At 59.1% G+C, this 13,580-nt stretch carries 11 protein-coding genes; 6 read left to right on the forward strand and 5 right to left on the reverse strand.

Features of this window, described 5'->3' with window-relative positions:
• Positions 1-431 precede the first annotated feature (431 nt).
• Positions 432-1,607, forward strand: coding sequence for an acyltransferase family protein (locus GOB85_RS06530; RefSeq protein ID WP_173576698.1), 1,176 nt, complete (start codon positions 432-434; stop codon positions 1,605-1,607).
• Between the two features lie 195 nt (positions 1,608-1,802).
• Here the strand turns inward: GOB85_RS06530 and GOB85_RS06535 are convergent, their stop codons facing one another.
• Positions 1,803-2,690, reverse strand: coding sequence for an amidohydrolase family protein (locus GOB85_RS06535; protein WP_173576697.1), 888 nt, complete (start codon positions 2,688-2,690; stop codon positions 1,803-1,805).
• 365 nt (positions 2,691-3,055) lie between these two features.
• Here GOB85_RS06535 and exaC point away from each other — a divergent pair, with 365 nt between their 5' ends.
• The gene (gene exaC, locus GOB85_RS06540; RefSeq protein ID WP_173576696.1) at positions 3,056-4,564 is read left to right on the forward strand and encodes an acetaldehyde dehydrogenase ExaC; all 1,509 of its coding nucleotides are present in this window, start codon (positions 3,056-3,058) and stop codon (positions 4,562-4,564) included.
• 227 nt (positions 4,565-4,791) lie between these two features.
• On the opposite strand, the gene GOB85_RS06545 is transcribed toward exaC, so the two are convergent.
• Together GOB85_RS06545 and GOB85_RS06550 are read right to left on the reverse strand one after the other, a co-directional pair.
• Positions 4,792-5,307, reverse strand: coding sequence for a phosphatase PAP2 family protein (locus GOB85_RS06545; protein WP_173576695.1), 516 nt, complete (start codon positions 5,305-5,307; stop codon positions 4,792-4,794).
• A gap of 654 nt (positions 5,308-5,961) precedes the next feature.
• Entirely contained in the window at positions 5,962-6,192 is a 231-nt protein-coding gene (locus GOB85_RS06550) for a hypothetical protein (protein WP_173576694.1), read from the reverse strand.
• A 647-nt stretch (positions 6,193-6,839) separates the two neighbouring features.
• On the opposite strand from GOB85_RS06550, the gene GOB85_RS06555 reads away from it, so the two are divergent.
• Positions 6,840-7,898: an MIP/aquaporin family protein gene (locus GOB85_RS06555; protein ID WP_173576693.1), complete on the forward strand. Its 1,059-nt coding sequence runs from the start codon at positions 6,840-6,842 to the stop codon at positions 7,896-7,898.
• Between the two features lie 226 nt (positions 7,899-8,124).
• Here GOB85_RS06555 and GOB85_RS06560 read toward each other — a convergent pair whose 3' ends face one another.
• Entirely contained in the window at positions 8,125-10,011 is a 1,887-nt protein-coding gene (locus GOB85_RS06560) for an FUSC family protein (protein WP_173576692.1), read from the reverse strand.
• Between the two features lie 386 nt (positions 10,012-10,397).
• On the opposite strand from GOB85_RS06560, the gene GOB85_RS06565 reads away from it, so the two are divergent.
• The 3 genes from GOB85_RS06565 to GOB85_RS06570 are packed head-to-tail and all read left to right on the forward strand — an operon-like array spanning position 10,398 to position 12,396.
• Entirely contained in the window at positions 10,398-10,916 is a 519-nt protein-coding gene (locus GOB85_RS06565; protein ID WP_173576691.1) for a MarR family winged helix-turn-helix transcriptional regulator, read from the forward strand.
• Positions 10,913-11,125 carry a hypothetical protein gene (locus GOB85_RS19020; RefSeq protein WP_198912197.1) on the forward strand — a complete coding sequence of 71 codons (213 nt, stop codon included), beginning with the start codon at positions 10,913-10,915 and terminating at the stop codon, positions 11,123-11,125. The genes GOB85_RS06565 and GOB85_RS19020 overlap by 4 nt, the downstream gene beginning before the upstream one ends.
• The gene (locus GOB85_RS06570; RefSeq protein ID WP_198912198.1) at positions 11,086-12,396 is read left to right on the forward strand and encodes a DHA2 family efflux MFS transporter permease subunit; all 1,311 of its coding nucleotides are present in this window, start codon (positions 11,086-11,088) and stop codon (positions 12,394-12,396) included. Before GOB85_RS19020 ends, GOB85_RS06570 begins: the two co-directional genes overlap by 40 nt.
• A gap of 222 nt (positions 12,397-12,618) precedes the next feature.
• On the opposite strand, the gene GOB85_RS06575 is transcribed toward GOB85_RS06570, so the two are convergent.
• The gene (locus GOB85_RS06575; protein WP_173576690.1) at positions 12,619-13,524 is read right to left on the reverse strand and encodes a LysR substrate-binding domain-containing protein; all 906 of its coding nucleotides are present in this window, start codon (positions 13,522-13,524) and stop codon (positions 12,619-12,621) included.
• Between the last annotated feature and the right edge of the window lie 56 nt (positions 13,525-13,580).

A 13,580-nucleotide genomic window follows, 5' to 3' on the forward strand; every position in this document is an offset into this window, starting at 1 on the left:
GGCATCGGTCCCACCCGTCTGATGTCCGCGTCCTGTCCCGGACCAGTGGCGAGTCCACAGGATTTCACGATATTTGCAGATGAATGTTGGTGGTCAGCCCCTCCGGCGAGTATCCGCCAGATGACGAAAAAATCTCTCAGTCACGCGACTTTCACCCCGGCGACGCAGGCGCAATTTTTCCCGTTACCGGAACGGGCCGGAAGGTCACGCTATGGGATGTCGGCCTGGTGACGACAAAGTAACGCCTCCACAAACAAACGGTTAGACAAGCATAATCTAAAGCGCCTATTACTTAATTGATAACATATCTTAGAGCTATAGTAACTATTCATTTTTCGCCTGAATTGCGAATAATTAATTTATTTTTCATATACATAATTATACTGATCCGGCAGATTGCTAACAGATTTTGTTAACGGGTTGCCAAAGATATGGTGCGCTGTGATGTGGCCGGTGAGTTGCTCGGAAGCGAGCCCAGACATTACTACACGCTCGATTCGCTCCGGGGCATTGCTGCGCTGACAGTAGTCGCGAATCACATGCTCATCATGTCAGATCAGGGTAACCGCATCTGGTGGCACGGAGCACAGCCAACCGGGATTGCTGGCGTGCTCTTGTTCAGGACACCGCTGGCCGTCCTGTTTCAGGGTGTGAACGCTGTCTATCTGTTCTTTGTTCTCAGCGGCTTCGTGCTGTCCCTGCCATGGGTGCGTGGCAGATCGCAAACTTATGCCACTTTCGTCATCCGGCGATTCTTCCGCATCTATCCGCCCTATATCGCAGCTATTATTCTGTCTTTTGGTCTGCTCGCTCTGGCAGGACATCCGCCCGTCGGCGAAACAAGTTACTGGTATTCTCAAATCTGGTCCGGTCCCTTCGATGGCCGCTGTCTGCTGGCGATAGGCATGATGGACACACGTAATGCGTTCATGGATTTCCCGGTCTGGACTGTCAGCTGGGAGCTGGGTATCGGACTGGTTTTTCCGCTGCTCATGATGCCTGTGGCGCGTTATGGAGCGAGAGGTCTGGCCGTAAGTGCTGCCCTGGCCATCCTGATCGGCTTTGTGTTGCGCGTAACAGGTCCGGTAGCGGCCGAAGTCGGACGATCGGCCTGCGCCTACATTCTGCTTTTCCTTATGGGAGCCGGCCTGGCCATCATTGCGGACCGGGCGCAGGGATTTTTCGCCTTGCATCGTTCGTTTGGCAGCGCCCTCGGGATCATCGGCGTCCTTTTATTGGCCAGGACCTGGTCTGACCGCCCGCTGATAGCGTTTCTGCCTCTTGGACTCGGCTCGATGTTCCTGATTTGTGCAGCGATCAGTGAAGGGCCACTGAACCGGTTTCTGATGCTGCCTGTAGCGCGGTGGGCAGGGAAGATCTCTTTCAGCCTGTATCTGATTCATGTGCCGATCATCACGGCATTTGTGGCGTTCGGCCGGCTGCCTTTGTTCGCGAGCATCTTCCTGGGCGCCGTTGTCAGTTTCGCCGTCGCGCCGCAGTTTCATCGTCTGATCGAGCGTCCAGGCCAGCAGGCGGGGCGGTTTCTCACAACTCGCAAAAGCAAAATGCCCGTCACAATCGAGCAAATGGCACGGAACAGGACGTAATGACGCCCTGTGACAGATGAACGCTGGTTGCTCAGATCGCGATCTGCTTCAGGTGTTTCTTTCCTTCAGCTGCATCCCTGCTCCGCATGATCTTCTCCGGCAAGGCCACATGTGGCCTGCCACCGAAACGTTCCCGCTCGCGGAGCAACCACCCTGTCCGCGCATTACCTGCATTTCAGACAATCCCCCGAAATCTCAGACAGTCGCCGATCCAAACCCGTAAAGCCGCGCCGGGTTTTCCACGAGAATATGATTGCGGATCACAACATCCGGAACCCACTCCGCCAGCAGATCAAGCAGCGTGGACGTGTCGGGCATCTCCCGCACCGCAACATGTGGCCAGTCACTCCCCCAGAGCATCCGGTCAGGCCGCGCCGCCACCAGCCGCCGCGCCAGAGGCGCTACATGACCGATCTCCGATAAATCCGAAACCAGCCTGTAAGCGCCAGACAGTTTCACCCACCAGCCATACTCGACAGCCATCCGCTCCAGCGCATCAGCGGCCTGTGCGTCAGGATGCGGCACAACCGGCACCCGCCCCATGTGATCAACCACCACCGGACAACTCAGCCGCCCCAGATACGGCAGAACATCCAGCACTTTCGTCAGATCAATCAGCAGCTGAATATGCCAGCCGAGATGCGCCACATGCTGCGCCAGTGCCTCAATCTGCTCCAGACCGATCCCGCCCCGAAACAGCACATTAATCCGCACACCCCGGACACCGGCCTGATCCATCGTCGTCAGCGCATCCGCCCCGATCGTCGCCGGATCAACCACCGCCACACCACGCAGCCGTCCCCCATGCCGGGACAGCACATCCAGCATGTATCGATTATCCGTCCCGTAAATACTCGGCTGCACAAGAACACCCCGCGTCAGCCCCAGCCCATCCAGTAACGCCAGATACGCGCTCTCCGGCGCCGGAGGCGGAGTGTAACTACGGTCGGAAACAAAAGGATATGCCGCCACATCATCGGAAATGACATGCGCATGCGTGTCACATGCTCCCACGGGAAGCTCAAACCCGGGGCGCCTCACAACAGCATGCGGAGCAGGGCAGTCAGCCGGAAAAGATGACATACTTTCAGTTCCTCAGGAGAAAACCGGTTTTCCTCGTGTCCGGGCAGGAACCATGAGCGCCACGACCGGAAACCGTCAACTGAAAGCTGAAAAGCAATGATAACAAAACAGTAATTTCGATCTCGTTCCAATCTGATTGCCGTGCCCGGTCTTCGGTGAACCAGCTCCGGTCATAGTGATCAGACCCTTCCTCCCCGACATCTTGAACCCGCGTGCTGTCTATGAAAAGATACCGCCAGCAGGATCGGTACCAGCCGGAACGGCATAAAAAATAACAAAACCGTAAGACCTGTCTCAGCTAAACCTGACCATCGAACACACGTTCACCGATCGCCTCAACAAACCTCTCAGCAGGAATAAAAATAATGGCGTCCACGATCACTCAGGAACCCCCGTTCAAACCCCGCTACGGAAACTATATCGGCGGTGAATGGACAGCCCCCGTAAAGGGCCAGTACATGAAAAACCCGTCCCCTATCGACGGGCGAACTCTTTGCGAAGTGGCACGCTCCTCCCCGGAAGATATCGAACTCGCCCTCGACGCCGCTCACAAGGCCTTCAAAAGCTGGGCGCATACCTCCGTCGAAGCCCGCTCGAACATCCTTCTCAAAGCAGCCGACCGCATGGAGGCAAATCTCGACCTCCTGGCCCGCGCCGAAACCTGGGATAACGGCAAGCCTGTCCGCGAAACCCTGAACGCGGACATCCCTCTGGCCATCGACCATTTCCGCTATTTCGCCGGATGCCTCCGTGCCCAGGAAGGCGCGCTCAGCGAAATCACCGACAGCACCATCGCCTACCACTTCCACGAACCACTCGGCGTCGTCGGCCAGATCATCCCGTGGAACTTCCCGATCCTCATGGCGTCCTGGAAACTCGCGCCAGCCCTGGCCGCCGGCAACTGCATCGTGATGAAACCCGCCGAAACCACCCCCGCCAGCATCCTCGTGCTGATGGACATCATCGGTGACCTCTTCCCGCCCGGAACCCTCAACATCGTCAACGGCCTCGGCCGTGAAGTGGGCTCCGCGCTGGCCAGCAACACCCGTATCGCAAAAATAGCCTTCACCGGCTCCACCGCGACAGGCAAAACCATCGCCCATGCCGCTGCCGAAAACCTTATCCCCTCAACCCTGGAACTCGGTGGCAAATCCCCCAATGTTTTCTTCGCCGACGTCATGGATCATGACGACGACTATCTCGACAAAGCCATCGAAGGGTTCGCTCTCTTCGCCCTCAACCAGGGACAGGTCTGCTCCTGTCCAAGCCGCGCCCTGATCCACGAAGACATCTACGAAGCCTTCATGGAACGTGCCCTCCCGCGCGTCAAAGCCATTCGCCAGGGAAATCCGCTCGACCTGGAAACCATGATGGGCGCACAAAACTCACAGATGCAGGAAGATAAAATCCTGGCTTATATCGACATCGGCAAAAACGAAGGCGCCGAACTCCTCACCGGCGGCGGCAAACCCGATCTCGGCGAGACCTTCAGAGAAGGATTCTATATTCAGCCCACCGTCTTCCGTGGTGACAACCGCATGCGCATTTTCCAGGAGGAAATTTTCGGCCCGGTCCTCGCGGTCACAACCTTCAAAACCGAAGAAGAAGCCCTCACGATCGCCAACGATACCGAATACGGCCTCGGCGCCGGCGTCTGGTCGCGCAACGCCAACACCTGCTACCGCATGGGCCGTGGCCTGGAAGCCGGTCGCGTCTGGATCAATTGCTACCACGCCTATCCGGCCCATGCCGCTTTCGGCGGCTACAAAAAATCCGGCATAGGCCGCGAAACCCACAAAATGGTCCTGGAGCACTACCAGCAGACCAAAAACCTTCTTGTCAGCTACAGTGAAAAGAAACTCGGCTTCTTCTGAGAAAGACAAGTAAAAATCAAAGACATTTTCCTTAACAAATCAGGATGCAGGGGCCGCTGGCCCCTGCCGGATCTCAGGGCGACACCCGTAAACCCAACGAACAACCAGGAGGCTGCCCTCAGAATGCAGCCCGTGGCCGGCACCCGATCATGCTGACCACATCAGGAAAAATCCGTATTCCATAAGTCAGTTTTCCGGAGCAGAGCGGTCGGGGGCTGTCATGCACATCAGTGACGCAGGGCATGGACCAGGTGAGCGGCAGCCGCTCTGTAATCGTCAAACATCGTGCCGATACAGACAGAGAGATAGAATGCGCAGGCGTAGAACAGTGGCTTCTTCGTCATCAGAACGGCATAGAAATTTTTTGACAGATCCGAGCAGGCTAAGGAACGTGACAGTTTCACGGCCAGAATACCGAGCAGGGCGCCCGACAGGATATCGGATGGCGAGTGATAGCCTGAATAGATCCGACCGAAATTAAGAACGATCGCCACGGCATAGGCAGCCCGTCCTGCGACTGGCGAGACACCACTGATCGCGCAGGCAAGACCAAAAAGGATAGCGGCATGGTCACCTGGAAACGACGACCAGTGATTGAGCGCCTCAGGATCAATGCCTGATGGCACACGAAAATGTAGCGCAGGATCATGCAGTGGTCGAACATGTATCGGCAGACTAAGCTGCATAACTCTGCTCAGGATACTGGCCCCGACAGCAGCAACCATGCCGGCCAGAAGAGTCATTTTTTTCGTGGCATCTTTTGTGCAGAACCAGCAAAAGACTCTGATTGTAATCAGGAGAATATTTGAGAAAGTATTCCGATCTATTATTTCATGAAATACAGCATTGAGAAATTCATGTTTTTTGGCAAAATTATCCAGAGATATTAATATAAAATAATCTAGCCACCTTGTATTAAGTGATGATATTAATAAACAAAAATTATTCCAAAAAATATCACAAAATACTGTTTTTTATCAGATGAACCTGAATCTTCATCCAGATAATTACTTATTTGAAATGGCTGCGACTGACATGTAAGGTACGGAAAGACAGATATTCAGAGAGTAATAGCCCGATGATTCTGTGGCTATCGCGAGTATCAGGATTGGCCGAATTTCTTCTCAGGACTAAATAATACCCGAAAGTTTTGCTGCCTCTGCCAGATCCAGGCTCATTCCGGATGTTCTCATCCACAGATGAATCTCCGAAACCTCTGGTATAAATATATGAAGTGTGAGGCTCGTGCATTCCCCCGGAAGTAAGAACGGTTTTATCCGGAGCTTCTTCAGTGCGCGAACGTCAGCGATCCGCCCGTTCAATGACAGGCGGACGCGAGATCAGAAACGACAGGGAAGCAGGCCGGCAGGGCAGGGAACTATCCCGGTCATTCACCATCAGGTATAGGAGAACAACTGCGTAACCGCATCGTTCGTTTTGCCAGCCAGACCCTTGCGAAACTGTGACACAGCCTGCCGGCGAAGCTCATCGGCCTCTGCCACAACCCGGTTGTGAAGAGACCTGACACTGTCATGAGCCGCATAAAAACGGTGTTTCCTGCTGTCACGATCAACGATCACAGCACCGAGAAAAATACCATCAATATCAATAGCGTGAGATGCAAACATGATTTTTGCCTTACCTGATCCGCATCAGCGGAGTCTGGCCGGCAGAATCACTGCCGGCGGGTCTGGTGGGGAAGAACACACACAACGGAATTTGCCGAGGCAAACCAACATCGCGTCACGCTCCACATTCGCTTTGCTCTGGCAGTCATCGAAACCTGTTCAAATCAGTGCGCCATACCGGCGCCAGGACAGGACGGAGAAAGCCATAACCACGCGCCGCCGTCAACCATTCAACTATGACAGGTGTATGACAAAAAAATATACGACACATTATCGTTGTTAATATAAGGCAGCACATAAAAATAAAACGACTACGAAATTATATCGATATTAAAAGTATATATCAAAATTCATGCCGAACAGAATCCCCTGTGCCATCCACCACCCCGTCACACGCTGCCCCGATGCGCACACCCCCCTGAAACCCGGCGCATCCCCACCATTTCAACAATTTCCAGATGTAAATAGCCCCCGGCACCCACCAGCCCTGCAATGGCCGGTCACAACATACCAGCCCATACTCGCGCTCTCGTGATGCGCATCGCGTCCGTCCGACCCTACATTAACAGACTAATCCGCGATCCCGACCCCAATGGCCATTGTGAAGTCCTGATCGCAAACGCGCAGCGAAGACAATGGGCAGGGCGATGTCAGATCAAAAAAACACCCGGAAGACAGACCAGCAACACAGTCACCTTCATCTGCCTCACTTCCACCTCCCGCACGTCAAAATTCCCCACATCCACTGGCCCCATTTCCACGTCCACTTCCATGATCGCCCCCTGTCCGGCGAGCCCCACCCCGATCGTCCCTTCCACTGGCGCCTCTACTGGTGCGAAGCCCTCGCCACAGCCGTGCTGATGATCGCCGGTCTCACCTGCGTCATCCTCCTCTCGGCCCCGGGGACATATTTCGCCAGCCTCCTCGCGCCCCACCCGATCATCCAGACCGCCCTCTGCGGCCTCTGTTTCGGCCTTGCCGGAACCCTCGCCGCCATGACTCCATTCGGAAAAGTCAGCGGCGCCCACCTCAATCCCTCCGTCACCCTGGCCTTCATGCTGTCGAAAAAAATCGTCTGGATCGACGCCCTCGGCTACATCATCGCGCAAATCCTCGGCGCCATACTCGGAACCGCCGCCGTCTACGCCGTCGGTGACCTCTTCGCGCCCTGGCACCTGTTCTCAACAGAAGTGAATTACGGCGCGACCATCCCCTACACCAACATCTCAATCTGGTACGCCCTGGCTTCCGAAATCCTCGTCACCGGCCTGCTGATCGTCACCCTCTACTGGCTCGCCGCCCACCCGCGCCACAAATGGATTACCCCCTGGATCGGCGGCATCTTCTTCCTCATCATGAACCCCATCACAGCGTGGCTCTCAGGAAACAGCGCCAATTTCGCCCGAACCTTCGGACCAGACCTCTTCGCCGGCAACTGGAGCGGCCTCTGGATCTATCTCTTCGGCCCCTTCATCGGCTCATCCCTCGCCGTGCTCGCCATCCAGGCTGACCTCTTCGGCAAACTCCACCTCATCGAAGCCCGCCTCGTCAATTTCGGCCACCACGGCCGCGTCCCCCACCTCGAAGACCCCGACTTCAAACACGCCGCCCCCGAACATTACGACGCCTACAGGGATCACCTGGAAAATCACATCGTTAACAAGGCCGGATTGCAGACAAATCCCGCCGCGTCGGTCCCGGAGTAATATTCCGGAACAGGTGCATGAGGCCCGCACAGCGCAGGCGCCCCTGAAAACTGGCTGTAATCACAAAAACTACGAACAGCAGGAGCCATCCCGGAATAAAGATCCCCGATACACCCGAAGCCACAAACCCGACCGCCCATTTCGTCCTGAACTACCCTCAACACGATATCCACGCTCGCGCCGTGCCTGAAAACGGTGAATTCATCGTTGAAGCCGGCTCGCAGGCCTATCCCGAATGGAAGGGCAGATCTGAACCCCCGCTTCCCACAATCCCCGCCAGCGCCCCCACCAGCCCCGGCTCAGCACCTCCGCGCCGTTCCAGCCCCCGCAACAACGCCCGCGCCACTGGTCGCGCACCGACATCACCGGCCCGCTCCCACGCCCGCAAAAACACCCGCACCCGCGCCTCAAACCCCGCCGGCACCCGCCCGTCCTGCACCGCCTGCCGAACCGCGATCACCTGCATCCCCAGTGTCATCGCCTCCAGATGCCGCCGCATCGCCACGATCAGTTCCTCCCGCGGAACGCCCTGCGCCGTCCGGACCGTCCGCACCATGCTGTCCGCGTTGTCCGACAACCACTGATACGCCGAAACCCGGCTCCCTAAATCCGCAACAGCCCGCAGCCGCGTCTCCGTCCACACCCGCGTCCGCCGCACATGCGCATCCGCCCGAAACGGCAGCACAATCCCGAACGTCAGCCGCGCAAACAGCACCGCCGCCAGAAACGCCGAAGCCCCGTTCAGAAACGAAATCTCGTCAAACCGTCCCATATTGGAAGGCCCGATCAGAACCGGCAGAAACATGTTGAACGAAAAAGCATACCCCGCCGTCGCCGTATTCCGCGCCGCCAGCCCGCCAATCGTCATCGGAACCAGCAACGCCAGAACCAGACATTCCGGCGCCGTCACAGCCGGAATCACCAGGAACGCAAACACCCCCGCCACAACAGCGCACCATACCGCTCCGCGAAAAAACGGCGCCGAGGCCAGCAACGGAACCTCCCGCGTCGCCAGCAGCCCGTAAACCAGCGACACCATCGACACGAACGTCACCCCGGCCGGCCACGCCGTCACCTCCCACACAAGCCACGCTCCGATAATCCCCGCGCAGGCCCGCAATCCGTTCTGAACAGCTTCCACAGCATGCCGTCGCGACCGCAACCGAAACCGGAACCGATCTCCCCGAACCGGCTCAAGACACGCCTGAACATGTACCCGCGCCGCCTCAAAATCCCGCTCCAGCGCCACCCCCGCAGGCCGCCCGGACGCCGCCACACCCCGCGCCCGCGCCAGCATCATCAGCAGATCCGCAATCGCCGCCCGTGCATGATCCGCAAGCCGCGGCGTCTGAGGCGCCATCTCCAGCACATCGAACTCAATCCGCCCGTTCGCCGCCATCAGCTCCGCCAGCAACCGCCCGTCCGCTTCCGGGTCAGCCCGCCCGTCAACCAGCCGCGTCACCCCGACGGAAACCGACGCACAAACAGCCTCCAGTCGCCCCAGCAGCCGCGCCCGCGCCTTGTCCTGCAACCCCGGCATAAACAGCATCGCCAGCGTCGCCTCACACACAATGCCAAGAATGATGTAAGTGCCGCGCGACATCGCCACGTCAAACACCTCATCCGGCTGAATGATCGCTCCCGTCGCCACAATCGTCGACGTAAAACTCGCCACCAGCAGCCCGTAAGATCGATAACCGTCAAAAAATGTCGCAAAGCCGCAGCACAGGCCGATCCACAGCGCCAGCGAAACAAAAAACAGTCCTGATGCCTGCGGAAATGCCGCCACCAGCGCAATCGCCGCGAAACACCCCGCAACCGTCCCCGCAATGCGCCACCGGGCCTTCGAAAGAGACTCTCCTCGCGAGGACTGCGCCACAACCCATACCGTCAGCGGCGCCCATTGCGGACTGTCCAGCTCCATCCACATCGCAATCAGCAGCGACAAAGCCGCCGCCAGGGAAGACCGCACCGCAAACGCCAGATCACCGACGGAAGGCGCCAGCAACCACCGCAGCCGCTCCCCGCCAGGACGCCGAAACCACACGAGCCACGGCAAGGCACCGCTCCCCCCCGGAACAGAATGCCCCACCGAACGCTGCCCCGTGCCCATTATCGCTCCCTTTTTGAAAGAGCAGACACGCTGAGCCACGCCACGGCTGCCGTCCAAATGTTTGTCATGATCACATCATAAAGAAAACTTATGACGCCCCCGATTTTTCAGGCGCCGGCCTGGAAAAGCTGTCGTCACACCTGCTGGTACCAGAGGCTGTAAAGATCGAACTACGGATGAGAGGAGCGCACCCGGCAGGGACCGCTGGCTCCTGCACCCCGATCTGTTGATCAACAGCCAAAGCAAGCCTTTGCCTGGATTTCAGGGCAGAGCCCCGCCTGTTTCATGCAGATCAAAGACGCGACCCTTCGGCGTAATACTGCCGGAATTCACAGACAAAATATTTGCGTCTATGCAAACATCGCGTAGGCGCTATTGTTGCGTCCATGAAAAACGAGACCCCTGGCCCCTCAGCGCCCCCCGACGAGACCCTCGCCACCCGCCTGATGGATGCCCTCAAACCCCTGGTGAGAAACAACCAGGCCGAAATCATGGCCCTCACAGCCGAACTCGACCTGACCCTCTCTCAGGGACGAATTCTCCTCGAACTCTCAAAAGCGGAAGAAGATCTGGCGAATACCGACATCGCCACCCGGATCACACTCTCTGTGGCCGCCACCACGCGCGCAGTCGATGCCCTCTACAGATCCGGCCTGGTCACACGCCGCGAAGACGAAGCCGACCGCCGCATCAAAAGGATCGGACTCACAAACCAGGGCCGCGCCATCATCAGCGCAATCATGGAGATCAAACGTCGCTCCGTCGAACGCTTCATCGCCGCCCTCAGCAGCGATGAACGCACAGCGCTGGACGCCGCCGTGAACACGATCGCAACCCTCACCGCAACCCGCTGGCCCGCAGACCCTGACACCAGCATGTCCTCTTTCCGGGAACCCCGCGCATGAACGCCATCAGCGAGTCACACCCAGCCTCCGACAAGCTCGACCCACGCCTGCTACGCATCGCCGCCGTCGTCGTCCTCGGCACCTTCATGTCAATCCTCGACACCACAATCATCAACGTCGCCATCCGCGAACTGTCAAAAGACTTCCATGTCTCATTGGCCACCACACAATGGATCTCAACGGGCTACATGCTACCGTCATTCCCCTGACCGGATGGGCCGCCGACCGCTTCGGCACAAAACGCCTCTACATGACATCCATCATCCTGTTCCTCGCAGGCTCCGCCCTCTCCGGCGCCGCCTGGTCGATGCCCTCGCTCATCCTGTTCCGCATCATTCAGGGCCTCGGCGGCGGCATGATCATGCCCGCCGGAATGATCATCCTCAATCACGCCGCAGGCCCCCGCCGCATCGGCAGACTCATGGGCATCATCGGCGTGCCCATGCTCCTCGCACCGATCTGCGGTCCCGTCCTCGGCGGCTGGCTGGTCGATAACGTCTCATGGCGCTGGATCTTCTTCGTGAACCTGCCCGTCGGCGCCATCGCCCTCGCCGCTGCCTGGAAAGTGTTCGAACGGGACGAACCAGGCCCCCACCGCCGGCTCGACCTGACCGGCCTGCTCCTGCTCTCCCCAGGCCTCGCAATCTTCGTCTTCGGCCTCGCCAGAATCGCCGCCGCCGGCAACTTCAGCTCCACGAGCGGAGACGCCTGCGCCATCGCCGGTCTCCTGCTGACCGCAGCCTTCCTCTTCCATGCCGCCCGACACCATGACCCGCTGATCGACGTGCGGCTGTTCACAGGCCGCACCGTCGGCGCCTCCGCCCTGACAACCTTCCTGTTCGCAAGCGCCTTCTTCGGAATATCCCTGCTCCTGCCACTCTATTTTCAGCTCGTGCGCGGGGAAACAGCCTTCGGCGCAGGTCTCCTCCAGGCAGCCCAGGGCCTCGGCGCGATGATCTCCATGCCGCTGGCCGCCCGCCTGACAGACCGCATCGGGGCAGGGAAGGTCGTGCTCGCAGGCCTCGCCTGTATCGCCGTCGGAACGCTGTTCCTGAGCCGGATCGAAAGCACAACACCCTTCGTGATCATCGAACCGATGCTGTTCCTGCTCGGCCTCGGAATGGGCGCAACCATGATGCCCGCCATGAGCGCCGCCATGCGCACCCTGCAACGTCACCAGGTCGCCCGCGCCACCAGCGGACTAAACGTCGTCCAGCGCGTCGGAGGCTCAATCGGCACCACACTGCTCGCCGTCGTGCTGACCCACCAGATGTCCCGCGTCGCCCCGTTGCCAGCCGGCCCCGCCGTCACCGACGCCCTGCAACAAACCCGCCTCTCAGACCTCAGCCACGCCTTCGGAAACACCTTTCTCTGGGCGTTCCTCATCACCCTGCTGGCCGTCTGCGCCGCCCTGTTCCTGCCACGAACAAACAGCGCCCCCGCTCACCGCACAGCCCCGTCCAGACCTGCGTCCGAATGACCTCCGGCCCTGCCTCTCACCCCGGCAGCCTGGCGAGCCATTCGCCAGAGCCAGTGCCCGGGATCAGATCCCCGCCCATAAACATGCGGACCATCAGATCGCGTCCGCCCGGAAAACCCAGGCAGCCGGCTCAGGATCGGACTCAACGCAGCACCTTCCCATCTTCTTCAAATGTCCACCGCCGCCACCCGTCCGTAACTTAACCGCAACCAGCCCCGCTCCCTAAACCCGATACGCCTCCGTCAGCGACAGCCCGGACACAATCTCCCAGGCACGCACCATCAGCGCCGTCGCAACAGTCTGCTTCACCCGCACGAGTCCCACACCCGGGGCAGGGGAGGGCTCCAGCCGCCGCACCTGCAACGGCCCCCCGTCCGGCAACTCCGCAGGCAGCGCCGCCACCGGTAAAATCGTCGCCAGGCGCCCCGACAACACCTCCGAATGAAGCAGCTCCAGCGCATTCGTCTCCAGCATCACCGAAGGCGAAACCCCGGCCTCCCGAAAGCATGCATCAACAATCTGCCGGCTCCGCATCGACCGGCTCAGCAGACACAGCGGCACCGAAGCCGCCTCCGCCCACCCGCAGACACCGCGCCCCGGCAGCGTCATCCCGCCCGCCGCCGCCAGAACATGCTGCTCGGCATACATTTCCCGCGTCTCAAATGCCCCGTCCACCGGCACCTGGTCGAGATACATCAGCCCGAGCTGAACCCGATGTTCCCGCAGATCCCGCAGAATATCCCCGCTCGCAAAAACCGTGACCTCAACATGCAGCGCCGGAATCGCCGCCCGCAAACTCTCCAGCAACAGCGGAACAACCTGAATCGCCGGCGGCATCACCCCCAGCGAAATCGACCCGCCCGCCACATCCTGCGCAAACGCCGCCTCCTGCCGCAGACTGTCCAGATCAGCCACCGTCTGCCGCGCCCAGGCCAGAACCCGCTCCCCCTCCGGCGTCAGACCGAACATCCGCCGGTTACGACGCACAATCGTTACTCCCAGCTCATGCTCCAGCTGCCGGATCGCCGCCGACAACGCTGGCTGCGACACCCCGCAATGCTCCGCCGCCCGTGAAAAATGCCTGTACTGATCGAGCGCAATCAAATATGTCAGTTGCCGTAAAAACACGTCGGACCCTTCCCGAACCCCGCCACCGATCCCGGCCGGTCATTCCGTCTTCATAG

Source organism: Acetobacter fallax (assembly GCF_011516735.1).
Taxonomy (GTDB): Bacteria; Pseudomonadota; Alphaproteobacteria; order Acetobacterales; family Acetobacteraceae; genus Acetobacter; species Acetobacter fallax.